Raw genomic sequence first — 16,492 nt, forward strand, 5'->3', positions numbered from 1 at the left:
TGCTGCTTGACCGCCCTAAACCAAACACCATTCCCCTACCTAACTTGCCATGACAGTCGCTTTACCCCAACCTCGCCAACTGCCCAAAATTGACCCCGTTACTGCCCAGGTAGTAGCCGGTGCCCTCAACGGCATCGCCCTTGAGATGGGCCACAAACTGGCCCGCATGTCCTACTCCAGCATCATCCGCGAGTCCGAAGACTTTGGAGCTGCCATTCTCGACGCCGATTGTCAGCAGTTAGCGGAATGCGCCTACAGCACGCCCTTGCAGCTGGGGCCAATTCCGGGCTACATGCGGGGGGTGCTTAAGGCCATGGCCGAAGACGGCGAAGAGTTCTACCCCGGCGATGTGATTCTGCACAACCACGCCTACTACGGGGCCTCCCACGGGCCAGACATCGGCATCGGCATTCCCATCTTTCGCGATGACGAGCTGATTGGCTATTCCTTCACCACCGCTCACCACTTAGATATTGGCTCGTCATCCCCCGGCAGCTGCGGCATTGTCGATGCCGTCGATGCCTTTGCCGAGGGGCTTCAGTTCAAGGCGGTCAAGCTCTACGAAAACGGGGTGAAAAACCGCCAGGTGTGGCGCATGCTGCGGCAAAACATTCGCAGCTCCCAGGTGGTAGTGGGGGATATCGAAGCCCAGGTGGCTGCCTGCCGAGTGGGGGAACAGCGGTTTTTGGAGCTAGTCGATCAGTACGGCCTCGACACCGTGCTCGCCGCCAGCGAAACCCTGATGACCTACTCTGAGCGGATGATGCGCCAGGCCATCGAGCGATTGCCCGACGGCACCTACTCGGCGGAGGGCTATATGGATGGCTTTCTCGACGACCCTGACCCGACTAAAAAAGACCTGAAAGTGGCGGTCACCGTCACCATCGACGGCAGCGACATGACCATCGACCTGGCGGGCACCTCACCCCAGATCGACGATCGCCCCATCAACATGCCCTTCGTCGGCACCGTGGACATTGCCATCTTTGTGACCCTGCGATCGGTGCTGCTCGACACTGCCCTGATGGAGTACGTGCCCCAAAACTCGGGCCTGACGCGGCCCATTCATATCACCGCCCCCAAGGGCTGTCTGGCCAACCCGATCTACCCTGCCCCGGTGATCGCCCGCTGCTGCCCTGGCAACGTCGTTGCCGACACCCTGATGAAAGCCCTGGCCCAGGTTGCCCCCCACAACGTCAGCGGCGGCATTGGCAATATCAAAGTCGCCTCCTACAGCGGTGCCCTCGACGAAGACTACTGGGTCTATATGGATATCACCGAGGGCAGCTATGGCGGTCGCTACGGCAAAGACGGCATGGATGGCGTCGATACCCTCTACGCCAACACCCGCAACAACCCGATCGAAGATATCGAGGCCCACCTGCCCCTGCGGGTGACCCGCTACGAGCTGATCGAAAACGCCAGCGGAGCCGGTCAGTGGCGCGGCGGCCTGGGCTCGATTCGCGACATTCAGTTTCTCACCCCAGGGCAAATGTCCCTAGAAGGGGAAGGAAACAAGTATGCTCCTTGGGGCATTTTTGGTGGCAATGACGGCACCCCCGGCGGGGTGCAGATCTTGAACCCGCTTGAAGGACGGGAAGACGATCTCCCCTCCAAGTTTCCCTGCCGCAAAACCCAGGTGGGCGATACCCTGCGTACCATTAGCCCCTGCGGCGGCGGCTACGGCAACCCTCTAGAACGCGACCCCGCCCGGGTGCTAGAGGATGTGCTGGATGGCTATGTCAGCCTGGAGGTGGCTCGGCGCGACTACAGCGTGGCGATCAATCCAGCCACGCTGACGGTAGATGCGGAGGAAACGGCGGCGCTGCGATCGCAGGTCGTGAATTAAGGGCTTGGATAGGCTGCCACCTTTAGCTAGGGATTTGTCACCCTAGCTAAAGGTGTATTGATATTTAGCCTTAAGTAGCTTAATGACGATTTGAGTTTCATACCGCATGATGCCCGTAACCGAGTTGAGCTTGGCATAAAACTCCAGTAGCTCTTTGTGGTCATCAAAATAAACGTCAACCACAATGTTGTGCCGACCAGCCGTAATCGCGACAAACTGCACTTCATCGATCGCCGCTAACTGCTCGGCCACGGGTTCAATCCAGCCATTCTCGATGAAGAGCTGAACGATGGCGACATGGGGAACACCAAAATATTTGGGGTTTGGCCAAGCCTGAATTTGAATTAAGTCTGACTGCAAGAGTCTCTGAACTCGATAGCGGGCGGTGGCATCGGGCACGTTGAGTTGCTTGGCAATGTCCTTATAGCTGATTCGCCCATCAACCTTCAGCAAGCCAATAATATCGCGGTCTAGATTGTCCAGGCTGACGGCAGCCGACAAACTCTGATCTGGTTGCGTCATAGGGATATTGCTGAAAAAACAAATTTAGCCGATTTTAATTCATCTCACAACAACCTCTCAAAAAAACATTGTGTTTGTATTAAAAGCAACGGTTTAGTTTTTATTTTTTCCTTAGCATTCATTCCCATAACAAGCTTTCCAAAACTGTTTTCGACGGGCGCAGTTTCAGCGGCCAATATTGCTGTGCAGCTAGGTTTTGTTACTTTAATTTTCTTGAGGCTTGTATGACTCGACAGTTAATTCGCAATGCCACTGTGCTGCCGTTTACGCCTCAGGCCGACGGCAATCTAGACTTAGCACCCAGGGTGGCCGATATTCTCCTGCAAGACGATCGAATTGTGGAAGTGGCTCCCCACATTGAAGCCACCGCTGACCATGTTTTAGATGCCACCAACCACCTGCTCGTGCCTGGGTTTGTGGATGCCCATACCCATTCAACCCTGGGCATTTTAGAAAAGTGCGGCTATGAGGCGCTGCCCCTAGAGCTGTGGATGTTGTATCTGCCGTCTGATCAGCCTTTGGACCCGCGCTTTCACTATTTGTGCGCTGCGATCGCCGGGTTAGAGGCCCTCAAAGCGGGCACCACCACCATTCAAGATGATCTGTATGCCCTGCCCTGCCAGTCGCCCGAGCAGTTTGCAGCGGTGGCCCAGGCCTATTTAGATGTGGGGCTGCGGGCTAGCCTATCGCTCCACGCCATCAACAAGCCGTTGCACCACACCATTCCCTATTTAGAGAGTTATCTCGATGCCGACCTTAAGCGTGAGCTAGAGCAGACCGAGTGGCTTACCGATGACGACTGGGTGGCGTTGTACCGTTCCATTCATCAAGAGTGGCACGGCAAAGCCGGTCGCATCACCACCATGCTGGCCCCCTCGGGAGCCCAGCGGGTCACCCCAGAGCTGATGCACCGCATTGCGGAATTGTCGGAAACCTACGACGTGCCGATTCACACCCACCTCTTAGAAACCCGCACCCAGGCGATTACGGGGCCAGAATTCTACGGTGAGTCGGTGGTAGCCTACGCCAAACGCCACGGCATTCTCACCCACCGCACCACCATTGCCCACGGCATTTGGCTCACCGATGCCGACATTGAGCTAATTGCCGAGGCGGGGGCCACGGTCGTCCACAACGTGGTTAGCAACCATCGGCTGTGCAGCGGCATTGCCCCAGTGCGCCAATTGTTGGATGCGGGGGTAAATGTCGCCATCGGCACCGACGGCACCGACTCGTTCAACCTGTTCAACGTGATCAAAATGGCAGGGATGGTGCATTCTGTGGCCGATGCCAACTATCGCCGCTATCCCCTTGCTCAAGATGTGCTGAAGTGGGCCACCGCTGGTGGAGCGCGGTCTACGCTGCTGCAAGACCAGGTGGGGGCGATCGCACCGGGTATGAAAGCTGACTTTGTGCTCTACGACCTCAATTCCATTAGCTTTACGCCCCTCAATCAGATTCCCATTCAGCTGGTGTATGCCGAACAGGGGCAGTCGGTGCGGCAGGTGTTTGTCGATGGCAAACTGGTCGTCGATCGCGGTCAGGTGTTGGGGGTCAATGAAGCCGACCTCCTAGCCGAACTGCGCGACAAGATGGAGACCTATCGCCCCTACCGCGAAGCCTGGCACCAGTGGAGCGCCAAAATGCGCCCGGCGATGGATCGCATGTATGACCAGGTGATGGCCCAGCCGTTTCCGGTGAATGGCTTTAGTGGTACCGCCGCTAGTCCGTCTCCCGTGGGCGCTTAGCCGTCGGGCAGGCCTAAATTTTCTCCTCAATCCGTTTGTGCCCTGTAAATTAGCTTTAACCTCCTATGAACCAACGACACAACCCTCTAATTACCAGCCGCGAGATGATGTTCAACGCCCTGTCCCGGCGGCGTTTTCTCCGCTATGCCTCGCTGGCGGCGGGGGCCGTGGCTACCACCAAGCTGGCCAGCTGCGCTGCTGGGCCAACCACCTCCGAAGCTGGTACCGCCGCCCCTACAGCCAGCGGCAGCGGCAAAACCCTGCGCATTCTGTCCTGGGCTGGGTACGACGAAGCGGATGTGATTGGCCCCTTCGAAGCCGCCACCGGAGCCAAGGTCGAGTTTAAGACCTACGTGGGCGGCGAGCAGATGCTCCAGTTCTTAAACCAGTCACCGGCGGGTACCTTTGACGGCATCATTTCGGATGGCGAATATGTGGTCAAGCTAATGGAACTGGGCGCGATCGCCCCCCTCGATACCGCCGATTTTGCCACGCTGTCAGACTACAACGCCGTCTATAAAGAGTTTGCTGGCTTTTACCAGGGCGATCAGATGATGGCGGTGGGCACCCGCTTTGGCAACTACGGCATTGCCTTTAACACCAAGTTTCTCAAACCCGAGGAAGTGACCAGTTGGGAGGTGCTGGCCCGTCCCGATTTGCAGGGTAAGGTGGGCTTTTTCGACTGGTACCTGCCCAACATGGGCAATGCCAGTCTGGCCCTCTTCCCCGACAACCCCAACCCCTACGACCTGACCGACGAACAGTTGGTGCAGGTGAAAGAATGGCTGATCAAGATTAAACCCAATGTAGCCCTGATTACGCCCAACATTCAAGACATTACCAACGCCTTTATTAACGAAAGCATTGCCGCTGGGCCGGTGGGCGACTGGCTGATTCAAAATGCGATCGCCGATGGCCACGATAACTTTGCCGCCGTCGTACCCCAGGAAGGGTCGATTCGCTGGAGCGAAGGGGCTACCCTCTGTGCCGGTAGCCAAAACCCCGAATTGGCGCTGGAGTGGGTGAAATATATGAGTACCCCAGAGGCCCAGGCCCGCATTGCCAACGCCAATGCTTACAAAGGGTTGGCCCCCAACACCAAGGCCCCTGACCACATGAGCGCCGATGAGAAGCAACTACTCGGTTATGTTCCTGACCCCAATAACTCAGGCAAACTGCTGGTCGACTCTCAGCTAGAGCGTTCCCGCGCCCGTCAGCTGCCCGTCAACCAGCCCGAGCAGGTTTGGCAAGACTACTACAACGAGTTTAAGACCAGCTAAGCCTTGATTGTTAAGGCTTGTAGGGTGTGATAGCCCCTGGGGTGCCGTACCGCAGCGGCCTTACCACACCCTACCCCTGGATTTCTTGCCGTCCACCGACTTAAACCATGAGCCACGCCTCAATTACTCAGATTGCTGATCAGACCATCTTAGCCCCACCCACCCCAGGCACCACCACCGATCTAGAGTTGTGTCAGATCGCTAAGTGCTATGGCCAGCAGCAGGTGCTGCACAACATCAATCTCAGCGTCAAAGCGGGAGAATTTGTGGCCATTATGGGGCCAAGTGGCTGTGGTAAAACTACCCTGCTGCATATCATTGCCGGGCTAGAGGGGATTTCGACCGGAGCAGTGCGACTGCGGGGCCAAGATATCACTCGCCTGCCCGTTAACCAGCGCAATACCCCCATGGTGTGGCAGCACTTTGCTCTGTTTCCCCACCTGACCGTGCGCCAAAACATTGCCTTTGGCCTCACCCTGGGCAAGCATCGCCAGCGGGAGATTGCCCCCAAGGTGCAGACCATGGCCGGGCTGATGCACTTAGAAGAGCTGCTCGATCGCCGCATTAGCCAGCTCAGCGGTGGTCAAAAACAGCGGGTGGCCATTGCCCGTGCCTTGATCACCGAACCCCCGATTTTGCTCTTAGATGAACCGATGAGCGCCCTCGACCCCCACCTGCGGGTGCGGATGCAGGGGGAGCTCAAGCGATTGCAGCAAACCTTGGGCATTGCCTTTATCTATGTCACCCACAACCAAAACGAAGCCTTTTCCATGGCCGATCGCATTGTGGTGATGAACCAGGGCCGCATTGAACAGGTGGGCACCCCCGCCGAGATCTACACCCAGCCCGCCACCCACTTTGTCGCCGAATTTGTCGGCAACAACAATTTGTTTGATGGCACGGTAACCGAGGCCAATGCCACCACCGTGACGGTGCAATGTCCCCAGGGCAAGATCTATGCCCATTCTGAGCAAAACCATGCCCCCGGCGATCGGGTGACTGCGGTGGTGCCCGCCGACAGGCTGCGGCTGACCTCCCAACCTGTTCCTGCCCAAAATATCATCCAGGCCAGCTTGCGAGGCCGCGAGTTCATGGGCTCCCAGGTGATTTATTGGCTAGAGACGGCGACCGGGTACGAAGTCAAGGTGATGCGTCAGGAAGCCTTTAGCGACGGCCTAGCCCTGCCCATCAACGCCGAGTTGTATCTGGCTTGGGATACCGAAGACACGGTGCTGTTAGGGGAGCGAGGGTAGAACATCATGCAAATTCCGATTGCTCGCCCCCAGGCCAGTTGGACCCCCGACCAATCTAGCCAGCTAAAGTATTTTTGCCTGATGCCCGTGGTGCTATACGACAGCATTTTCTTTTTGCTGCCGCTGGTGTTTTTAATTTGGATTGGGTTTTGGTCCGTAGAAAATTACCAGGCCGTACCGGGTTTTTCGATCGCTAATTACAGCGATATTTTCGGTCAATTTTTTAGCCGGTCTCGCTATGCCTATGCCATTGCCCAGTCGGTGTGGGTGTCTGCCACCACCACCCTGCTGGGGTTGCTGCTGTGCTATCCCTTTGCCCTGGGGCTGGTGTTTTTAGTACCAGCACGGCTGCAGCGGTTTGCCCTAGTGCTGGCGATCGCCCCCTTTTGGACAAGCTACATTCTGCGACTTTATGCCTGGCAAACGGTGATTAACACTAACGGGCTGCTAAATACAGTCCTGCTGCACCTGGGCTGGATTGATGCCCCCTTGCAGATTATTTTTACTCAGATGGGCACGCGCATTGGGCTGCTGCACTACCTAGCCCCCATCATGATTTTGATTCTTTATTTGGTGCTGCGAAACATCGATCAAACGCTGCTCAGGGCCTCTGAGAACTTGGGGGCCACCCTTTGGCAGAGCTTTTGGCGGGTGCTGGTGCCCCTCAGCAGGCCAGGGATCGTGTACTGCGCTGTGTTCGGATCGATTATTAGCCTGGGGGATGTGCTCTCTGGAATTGTGCTGGGGGGTGGCACCGGCAAATCGCTTTTGGGGTCGTTTCCCCTGTTTTCGACCGTCATTTTGAATGAATACGCCGCCTCCACTAATTTGCCCCGCACCTCTGCCCTAGCTACCCTGCTGATTGCCATCATGGTGATGATTTTGGTGCTGGGTCTGCGATTTGCGGCGGTAGATGAGTAGGGACAACGCTTTTGATTTCTGTGACTCTATACGTTAGACAACAGCCCTATGACCCGACAACATCAGTCTTGGTTTCGGCGATCGCTGGCGGCGGGTGGCTGGGCATATTTGGCCCTGGGCTATGGCTTGCTCATGCTGCCGATTCTGACCCTAGTGGTTTTTTCCTTTGAATCATCCCGGTTTCCTACCCTGCCCTGGACAGGCTGGACCTGGGACTGGTATCAGCAGTTGTTGAGCGATGGCAAGTTGTTGCAGGCGCTACGGGCCAGTTTGCTAGTGTCGCCCTTAGCCGCTGGAATTGCCACCATCCTCGGTTTCTTTGCCGCCTATGCCCTCAACCGCTTTGAGTTTCACGGCAAAAAGGTGCTCACCATTCTGCTCATCGTGCCGATTTTGGTGCCGCCGCTGATCTTAGGAGTGGCCTTTTTAGGGCTACTTTCTCGCATCAACTTACAAGGTCATCTCCACAGCATTTTGCTCTGCCACGTGGTGATTTTGATTCCTACGGCGATCGCCCTGATTACCCTGCGACTGATGCAGATGCCCAAAGCGATCGAGCAAGCCGCCTGGAACTTGGGCGCTACCGAATGGCAAGCCCTATGGCGCGTTGTTCTGCCCTGGTCCATACCGGGTATTGCCGGAGCGTTTCTGCTGGCGTTTACCTTTTCCTTTGACGAGTTTGTCATTGCCTGGTTTGTTTCTGGCTTTGAACCCACTTTGCCCGTGTCGATCTACAACTTTCTGGGCTCTAATTTGTCCCCCGCGCTCAATGCCGTTGGCACGATTGTGTTTTTGATGTCGGTGCTACTGCTCATCGGCGTAGAGCTTTTGCTGCTGCCCATGCTCCTGACTCAGCCCACCAAATCTGAGCCTTAGCCAGGGCCTTTAGTTAACCTCTCATTGTCAACTTTAGTGTGATTCTAGAAACCACCATGACCCCACAGCGCTATCTGATTAAACAAGCCACCGTGCTGCCCTTTACCCGCACCGCCGATGGCAGCTTAGACCTCGAACCTCGCATACAAGATGTGCTGATTGAGGGCGATCGCATTGTTCAAGTGGCCGATGCCTTAGACATCGATGAATCAACGGCCACGGTGATTGATGCCCGTAAGCAACTGCTGATTCCCGGCTTTGTCAATGCCCATGCTCACTCAGTCGAGATCTTAGAAAAAGGCCGCTACGAAGCGATGCCCCTAGAAGTCTGGATGCTCTACACCTATCCTCCCCTCAAGCAGCAGCACCTGAGCCCTCGCCTGTGCTATTTGCGCACCCTGCTGGGGGCCTTAGAAATGGTGAAATCAGGTGCTACTACCATCCAAGACGACCTGATTGAATTGCCTTACATTACTCCAGAAATTTTTGCCGCCGTCGCCCAGGCCTACCGAGATATTGGTCTGCGAGTTAGCCTGACCCACCATGTCATCAATTTGCCCCTCTACAAGACCATTCCCTACTTAGAAGACTTTTTGCCCAGTGACCTGCGGCAAGATATCGATGCCATGGCGGGCCTTTCAGACGACGAGTGGCTAAGCCTATTCAAAGACTTTTACGCCGATTGGCACGGCAAAGATGGCCTGATTACCCTGGCCCTGGCCCCATCGGCTCCCCAGCGGGTCACCCCAGAGCTGATGCATCAAATCGGGGAGCTGTCGGAGACCTTTGATCTACCGATTCACACCCACATGCTAGAAACTAAGACCCAGGCGGTGACCGGGCCAGAGTTTTATGGGGCTGGGGAATCAGTGGTCAGCCATGCCAAGCGCCACGGCATTTTGACCCATCGCACCGCCATTGCCCACGGCATTTGGCTCACCGATCGCGATGTCGAACTGATTGCCGAGGCCGGGGCGACGGTGATTCATAACGTGGTCAGCAACCACCGACTGTGCAGCGGCATTGCCCCCATCCGTCAGCTGATGGATGCTGGGGTCAACATAGCCCTGGGCTCTGACGGCATGAGCTCTAACGATTCATTCAATATGTTTGACGTGCTGAAGATGGCCGGACAGGTACATTCCGTTACCCATCCCGATTATTCTCGCTATCCTCGCGCTAAGGATGTGCTGAAGTGGGGTACCTATGGCGGGGCTCGCTCCGCCCTACTGCAAGACCAGGTGGGGGCGATCGCGCCGGGCCTAAAAGCCGACTTAGTGCTTTACGATCTCAACAGCACCAGCTTTATTCCCCGAGGCGACCTGCCCATTCACCTGGTCTATGCTGAGCATGGTCAGTCCATTCGCAAAGTCTTTATTAACGGCAAGCTGGTCGTGGCCGATGGCACGGTGCTAACCGTCGATGAATCGGCCCTACTGGCAGAATTACAAGACCTGCTAGGGGAGTACGAGGCGGAACGATCCGAAATTTATCGCCAGGCCGAACGACTGCTGCCCGCCATTGAAATGACCTACCAAAAAGCGATGGCCCAGCCGCTGCCCATCGAGCGCTTTACCCACATTGAAAAGGGGTAAGGCTCTAACCCTAACTTGCAGGTGGCCCTGGGGTTGCATGTGTCTGCCGATCAGCCCCATCGGCCCCAGGGGTTCGTCGCTGCAAGATAGAACAGAGCCGGATCGCGTGAAACGGTAGCTGATCTGGGCCAGGGCTGACGCAGCATCGGGCGGCCTGATCGCCTGCGGCTATTACAAGCTCAGCTCCGCCGCCCTTGGCCCCATTCGCGACAAAATTATTGACGAGCCTGACGCATTTGCCCAGGGGCTCAAAGACTTGGAGGCCGCCGGTTTTTCCTTTAGCGACGAGGACAAACTGACTAAAATGCCGCGCGGCTACGACGCCCCTACCGAGCACGACTACGCCGACTATATCAAGCTCAAAAGTTTCGTCACCCTGGTGCATCTCGGTCGCGAAGCGTGGCTCGATGGCGACATTGTGGACTACGCCAAAAGCTGCGCTTCCCTGCTAGAGTTTGGCCGCCTTTAAGCAGGCGGGTCAGCGCTGGTGCGCCGCCCTAGGCAATGACGCATTCTATGGCTAATATCAAATCCGAGTCCCATAACCCCGATTCCCAAAAGGCCAATCCGTAGGGGCAAACGGTTGTTTGCCCTGCTGAATCGGGGGCAACCAAGGAGGATTTGGTATAAGGAATTGTTTTGCCATGATCAAAACCGAAAATTTTGAGCAAGTAGAGGTGACCTCAGCCCAGCAGCTGCGGCAGTGGCTGAAGGAAAACCACACCCAACCAGAGAGCATTTGGCTAGTGACCTACAAAAAGCACATGGGCGAAAAATACGTCTCTGTGCAAGACATTCTCGATGAGGTGCTCTGCTTTGGCTGGGTAGACGGCATTCGTCGCCAGCTTGATGGCGATCGCACCATGCAGATGATCTCGCCCCGCCAGGCGCAGCACTGGGCCAAGAGCTATAAAGACAGGGCCGAAAACCTGATCAAAACCGGAAAAATGCACCCGGCTGGGCTAGAAGCGATCGCCCAATCAAAGCGCAATGGTCTGTGGAATTTCATGGACGATGTCGATGCCCTGATCATGCCCGAAGACCTAATTGCAGCGCTGGCCTCCCACCCGTCCGCCAAAGAAATCTTCGAGAATTCTGCCCCGTCCTACCGCCGCAACGTGCTGCGCTGGATCAAGCTGGCCAAGACCCCAGCCACCCGCGCCAAACGCATCGAAAAAACCGCAGTTCTATCGGCTCAAAACCAGAAAGTTCCGCAAATGTAGGTGATTTTCCCGACGATTTCACGGAGATATTGCCCCGTTCAATCAGGCGATCGCCCTCGGTCGTTGTCTGAGTCATCTTCATGCTGCCTACCGCAACCCAACTCAGTTGCAGGGCTACCCGTTCAGGAACGCCTTGAGTTATCGATCGAGTCTCAGCAGTGTTTGCCGGTTGACTGGGGGCATCAGCCGTTAGATAGGTGGCCTTTAAGGACTGGATGCGGGTATTTTCAAGGTGCCAAATTTGGGCGACCAAAACTCCCCACGACTCTGGAAAAAAGCGACCTCCTTACATTTTCCCCGGCGATGGTCAAGGATTGAGCAGCGCAGCATGACTTTGTCTTGGCCGTCTTTGGTGTAGGCATAGCGCTCCAGCAGGGCACCACACACAGGGCAGGGATGATCGGTAAACATCTCGGAGTTGAGGGCCTGGCGCTGGGCCTGGGGCAGCTCGTAGCGTTTGGCCTTGGCATTCCAAAACATGACGGTGCCGCAGCCGGGGCCTGAGCACTTGAGAAAGTGCTTAGCCTTCATTTTCTTGGAACGGGAGGGCAGTTTAGTCATCGCCTCGCCGCAGGTGGGGCATTTCGTTTTGGTCGGTTGTCCATTAGGCCTGGCTCTGGTGACGGGCGATCGCTCCGCTGGCATCGCTCCCGGTGTCGGGGGATGCTCGGCAAAGGTCGGCAGGGAGAGCAGTTGGGACTTCGCCTGGGCGATCGCCAGAGCAAAGTAGCCCCGATGCCAGTCGAGCAGGTAGGCCTGCCACTCTTGGTCGCCCGTGGCGATCGCATCTAAAGCCGTCTCCATCTGGGCGGTAAACTCTGGCTGAATCAGGTCGGGCAGCAGCTTCTCCAGGGCTCCGTCTAGCTCCAGTCCCAATGCGGTGGGCTGGAGCTTGCCCTGGTGCAACTCCACATATTCCCTCTCCCGCAGAGTTTTGATGGTCGGGGCGTAGGTGCTGGGGCGGCCAATCCCCTTTTGCTCCATCAGCTTCACCAGCTTCGGTTCGCTGTAGCGAGGCGGCGGCTGGGTCTGCTTGGCATCGGCCTGGGCCTGGTCGAGCTGGAGCGGTTGCCCCTGGGTCAGCGCAGGCAACACCGCATCGGCGCTGAGGTTGTTCCAGTAGCGGGTGTAGCCGGCAAATTCAAGCACCTGGCCGCGGGCTTCCCAGTAGGCGTCGCCCGATTGGGTGACGATGCGAGTTTTGCGCAGGCGCGCCGGGGCACACTGCGAGGCCACCGCCCGGTTCCAAATCAGCTCGTAGAGGCGGGCCTGTTCGGCAGAAAGTTCGCGCTGGAGCTGCTGGGGCAGGTGATTGACATCGGTGGGGCGAATCGCCTCGTGGGCTTCCTGAGATCCTTTAATCGCCCGGTGGCGGGTGGTTTGGCGGGGCAGGTTGGTGGGGTCGTGCTGCTCTAGGTACTGGCGCACCGACTCGCAAAATGGGGCCGAGAGCGTAATCGAGTCGGTGCGCATGTAGGTGATGTGGCCCTTTTCGTAGAGGGCCTGGGCCACCTTCATGGTGTGCTCGGGGCTGAAGTGCAGTTTGGAGCCCGCCGCCTGCTGGAGAGTGGAGGTGACGAAGGGGGGCGGGGGCGATTGGCTGGTCTGCTTGCCTTCGATCTGGAGGACGTGGTGGGGGTGGTTCTGGGCGATCGCCACCAGCCCGTCCGCCCGCTCCTGGGTGGTCACCCGTTCCGACTCGTTCTCGGTGCCCTTATCTTCTGCATCCTTGGCAGGTTTCCGCTGGGGCTTGGGGCTGCTGCGATAGAAGGCTTTGAACCCCTCGCCGTAGGTGACCCAGACGCTCCAGTAGTCTTGGGGCACAAAGGCCTGAATGGCCCGCTCCCGAACGCAGAGCAAATGCAGAGTGGCGCTCTGCACCCGGCCCATGGATTTTGCGCCGTTGTTTAGGGGCCAGACCACGTGGCGGCTGCCCTTGTAGCCCACCAGCTTATCGAGGCAGTCGCGGGCGCGACCGGCGGCGACCAGGCTTTGGTCGAGGGTGCGGGGACGGGCGATCGCCGCCCGCACCGCCTGAGCCGTAATTTCGCTATAGACCACCCGCCGAGGATGCTTCAGGTTGAGCGCCTGCTGGAGGTGCCAGCCAATGGTTTCGCCTTCGCGATCGGGGTCGGTGGCAATGTAGACGCAGTCGGCGGCTTTGACCGCTTGGCGCAGTTCGGCCAGCACTTTTTTGGCCCGATCATCGCGGGGCTGGTAGCGGCAGTCGATGGAGTTGGCCCCCAGGTCAAAGCCGAGGGCATCTTCGCCGTCGTTGGCGAGTTCACGCACGTGGCCCATGCTGGCCTTGATCACCCAGCCCGAACCCAAAATTTGCCCCAGCTTCTTTACCTTGCCAGGGCTTTCGATCAGCAGCAAATTGGTCATGGTGGCCTCAATGGGCGATCGCCGGTACAAACGCACTAGCTTAATAGTACGCCTGAACTTAAGAATTTCACCACTTTGATTCTCGTCACCCTAGCTATGCATGGTTCTGAATTAAGGCTCTTGGCGATTCGAGAGGGTTGATTGCAGCTTGTGGCAGTGAGACTCACCCTAGCTACCGTCTCCGCCGAGTAGGGTATGGATCGCCGCCGCTGCCGCTTCCCCGGTGCGCACGGCACCATCAAAGAAACCCGGCCAGCGATCGGCCATTTCTGTACCGGCCCAGTGAATGCGCCCCACCGGGGCGGTCAGCGCTTCGCCATAGCTCGTCCATACCCCCGGTGGCATGAAGGCGGCATAGCCCCCGCCCACCCAGGGGTTACTGGGCCAGTCCACTTCGTCGTAGGTAGTTGGCGAAAGGGCTTCTGGCCCAAAGTAGGCCGCCAGATCGCTCAAGATAGCCGCCCGGCGGTCGGCCTGCCCCAGCGATCGCCAAGCTAGGTAGCGATCGCCCACTACAAAGGCAGCCATTACCCCAACGCCGGTTTCGGGGTCAGAGCTATCGGCACACAGCTCAATCCATGGGCAGTTGCCGATCGCCAGCCCCGCTAGCCCCCGCTCTCGCCAAAAGGGCCGGTCGTAGGAGACCAGCACCTTGGCGCAGCAGCCCATCGGCACGCGCTGGGTCAACTGGGCTCGCACTGGGGGCAGGGGCGGCTCGTAGTGAATTCGACCCGCCAGATGGGGGGGCATGGCCACCACGGCGTACTGGGCAGCGAAGTGGCCCTGGGTGGTTTCCACCTCAACCCCGGTCTCATGCTGGTTGATTCGCAGCACGGGTTCCCCCAGGCGAATGGTCTCGCCCAGCTCCGCCGCCAGCTTGGCTGGCATCTGACCCGCCCCACCGCAGATCAGCTCGGCCTCGGGGTACTCGGCCTGGGAGGCGCAGGTGTGCCCCCAGAGCACGTGCAGCAGCGAGACTTGACCCGGTTCGGCAGGGCCAAGAAAGCCCACCGTTCGCGCCATGTAAGCAAAGTACCAGTGCCCAAACGCTGTTGTGGTATTGGCGTCGATCCACTGGGCGAAGGTCTGGCTGTCTAGGGCTTGGGTGTGTTCGTTGCGGCGGGGATGGCCGGGGGGCAGGGTTTTAGCCAGCGCTTCAAACCGCTCCCAGGCGGTCATCGCATCCTGCCATTCGGCCTCGCTGACCTGGGGAGGTTCGCCTTCGGGGAAGCCCTCAAAGAAGCCGTCAAACTCGTAGCGATCGCCATCGAACACCAGCACTTTTTTACCCTCAACGGCAAAGGGAAAGCGGCGAACGCCATACTCATCCAGCAGCGCCAAAAATCGATCCTGAGTTGGCCCGACCCACTGTCCGCCAAAGTCGATCCACTGGCCAGAGGGCAACCGCCGACCCACCATTCGACCGCCCAGGGTCTGCTGAGCTTCGATCACCAGCACGCTGTGCCCGGCCCGATAGAGATTGCGGGCCGCGACCAGCCCCGACAGCCCGGCCCCCACCACAATGCAGTCATAGATAGTTGGCATAGAGTCACCTCTGCTGTGGGACAAGATTACTCAGACATCCTTATAGACCACAGCACTTTAGCCTGCCCAGACCAAAATCAGATCAGTCGATAATGCCGTTTCTCGTTAAAGGCGATCGCCCTTGGTCACCAGCATTATTCCAGCTTTAGCTAAAGCTAGAATTTTCCGCCACAGCTAGAGCTGAAGGTGCAGTAGCATGGCAATCAAGAGACTGACCCGATTGACCCACTGTGCTTGAACTACTTGGGGAACCGCTATGTCTGATCGCTGGCCGCCGCTGAGTCTGGATGATTGGCAAGACACCTGCACCACTCTGCACCTGTGGACGCAGATTGTGGGCAAGATTCGCCTGGTGCAAACGCCGTGGATCAACCACTCGTGGCATGTGCCGCTGTACCTGACGGCGCGGGGGCTGACGACGGGCACCATACCCCACGATGACCAGATTTTTCAGATCGACTTTGATTTTTTTGACCACCAGCTGCGCATCGTCACCAGTGCAGGGTTGGAGCGAACGGTGGCGCTGCAACCGCGCACGGTGGCAGATTTTTACCAGGCGGTGATGGCGGCCCTGGGGGAATTGAATATTCCCGTGCGCATCCACACCACGCCGAATGAAATTCCAGACGCGATCCCTTTCGAGCAGGATGACATCCATGGGGCCTACGACGCCGAGGCGGCCCAGCGGTTTTGGCGGGTGCTGTTGCAGTCTGACCGAGTTTTTCGCGAGTTTCGCTCTTACTTTTGCGGCAAGGTCAGCCCGGTGCATTTTTTCTGGGGCAGTTTTGATCTGGCGGTGACGCGGTTTTCGGGGCGGTCTGCGCCACCGCATCCGGGGGGTGTGCCCAACCTGCCGGATGATGTGGCTCAGGAGGCCTACTGTCAGGAAGTCAGCAGTGCTGGGTTTTGGCCGGGTACTGGCCTGGGCTACCCGGCGTTTTATTCCTACGCCTACCCAACGCCAGAGGGGTTCAAGGATGCGATCGTGCAGCCGGAGGCGGCATTTTTCCATGAGGGATTGGGGGAGTTTGTCTTGCCCTACGAGGCGGTGCGCGAGGCGGCTGACCCTGACCAGGCGCTGCTGGGGTTTCTGCACAGTACCTACGAGGCGGCAGCTGAACTGGCGGGGTGGGATGTCGCTGGGCTGAAGCAGACTTGGTTTAAGTGAGGGTGGTTTGTAGGTAGCGGTCTATGGTGTTGCGCTAAGTTGAAGGGAATCTGTGTAATCGGGCTCAAAGTTAGAAAGCTGAGTATACTGAATCTTCTACCTTATAGCCCTCATAAGGATATTA

At 57.7% G+C, this 16,492-nt stretch carries 13 protein-coding genes; 10 read left to right on the top strand and 3 right to left on the bottom strand.

Annotated elements, in window-relative coordinates; all coding sequences use genetic code 11:
- Window positions 1–49 precede the first annotated feature (49 nt).
- Complete coding sequence (locus AC0QKW_RS05075) at window positions 50–1,849, top strand: hydantoinase B/oxoprolinase family protein (protein ID WP_473149972.1); 1,800 nt, start codon at window positions 50–52, stop codon at window positions 1,847–1,849.
- A 42-nt stretch (window positions 1,850–1,891) separates the two neighbouring features.
- Here AC0QKW_RS05075 and AC0QKW_RS05080 read toward each other — a convergent pair whose 3' ends face one another.
- A complete protein-coding gene (locus AC0QKW_RS05080; protein WP_473149973.1) occupies window positions 1,892–2,371 on the bottom strand; it encodes an Lrp/AsnC family transcriptional regulator in 480 nt (159 codons plus the stop codon).
- 224 nt (window positions 2,372–2,595) lie between these two features.
- Here AC0QKW_RS05080 and AC0QKW_RS05085 point away from each other — a divergent pair, with 224 nt between their 5' ends.
- The 8 genes from AC0QKW_RS05085 to AC0QKW_RS05120 all read left to right on the top strand — a co-directional run bounded on the left by AC0QKW_RS05085 (window position 2,596) and on the right by AC0QKW_RS05120 (window position 11,267).
- Window positions 2,596–4,119 (top strand): amidohydrolase family protein, encoded by a 1,524-nt coding sequence (locus tag AC0QKW_RS05085; RefSeq protein WP_473149974.1) that lies wholly within the window; start codon window positions 2,596–2,598, stop codon window positions 4,117–4,119.
- A 65-nt stretch (window positions 4,120–4,184) separates the two neighbouring features.
- Window positions 4,185–5,399, top strand: coding sequence for an ABC transporter substrate-binding protein (locus AC0QKW_RS05090; RefSeq protein ID WP_473149975.1), 1,215 nt, complete (start codon window positions 4,185–4,187; stop codon window positions 5,397–5,399).
- Between the two features lie 107 nt (window positions 5,400–5,506).
- The gene (locus AC0QKW_RS05095) at window positions 5,507–6,652 is read left to right on the top strand and encodes an ABC transporter ATP-binding protein (RefSeq protein WP_473149976.1); all 1,146 of its coding nucleotides are present in this window, start codon (window positions 5,507–5,509) and stop codon (window positions 6,650–6,652) included.
- A gap of 6 nt (window positions 6,653–6,658) precedes the next feature.
- Window positions 6,659–7,573 (top strand): ABC transporter permease, encoded by a 915-nt coding sequence (locus tag AC0QKW_RS05100; RefSeq protein ID WP_473149977.1) that lies wholly within the window; start codon window positions 6,659–6,661, stop codon window positions 7,571–7,573.
- 48 nt (window positions 7,574–7,621) lie between these two features.
- On the top strand, window positions 7,622–8,449 hold the full coding sequence (locus AC0QKW_RS05105; RefSeq protein WP_473149978.1) for an ABC transporter permease: 828 nt from the start codon (window positions 7,622–7,624) through the stop codon (window positions 8,447–8,449).
- Between the two features lie 56 nt (window positions 8,450–8,505).
- Window positions 8,506–10,044, top strand: a complete 1,539-nt coding sequence (locus tag AC0QKW_RS05110; RefSeq protein ID WP_473149979.1) for an amidohydrolase family protein — start codon at window positions 8,506–8,508, stop codon at window positions 10,042–10,044.
- A gap of 157 nt (window positions 10,045–10,201) precedes the next feature.
- The gene (locus AC0QKW_RS05115) at window positions 10,202–10,513 is read left to right on the top strand and encodes a DUF2461 family protein (protein ID WP_473150026.1); all 312 of its coding nucleotides are present in this window, start codon (window positions 10,202–10,204) and stop codon (window positions 10,511–10,513) included.
- Between the two features lie 175 nt (window positions 10,514–10,688).
- Window positions 10,689–11,267, top strand: coding sequence for a YdeI/OmpD-associated family protein (locus AC0QKW_RS05120; protein ID WP_473149980.1), 579 nt, complete (start codon window positions 10,689–10,691; stop codon window positions 11,265–11,267).
- A 204-nt stretch (window positions 11,268–11,471) separates the two neighbouring features.
- Here the strand turns inward: AC0QKW_RS05120 and topA are convergent, their stop codons facing one another.
- The gene (gene topA / locus AC0QKW_RS05125) at window positions 11,472–13,655 is read right to left on the bottom strand and encodes a type I DNA topoisomerase (protein WP_473150027.1); all 2,184 of its coding nucleotides are present in this window, start codon (window positions 13,653–13,655) and stop codon (window positions 11,472–11,474) included.
- Window positions 13,656–13,823: 168 nt separating this feature from the next.
- On the bottom strand, window positions 13,824–15,200 hold the full coding sequence (locus AC0QKW_RS05130; protein ID WP_473149981.1) for a flavin monoamine oxidase family protein: 1,377 nt from the start codon (window positions 15,198–15,200) through the stop codon (window positions 13,824–13,826).
- 256 nt (window positions 15,201–15,456) lie between these two features.
- On the opposite strand from AC0QKW_RS05130, the gene AC0QKW_RS05135 reads away from it, so the two are divergent.
- The gene (locus AC0QKW_RS05135; protein ID WP_473149982.1) at window positions 15,457–16,368 is read left to right on the top strand and encodes a DUF5996 family protein; all 912 of its coding nucleotides are present in this window, start codon (window positions 15,457–15,459) and stop codon (window positions 16,366–16,368) included.
- The last annotated feature ends 124 nt before the right edge of the window (window positions 16,369–16,492 follow it).

This window comes from Pseudanabaena sp. PCC 9330 (assembly GCF_055795045.1).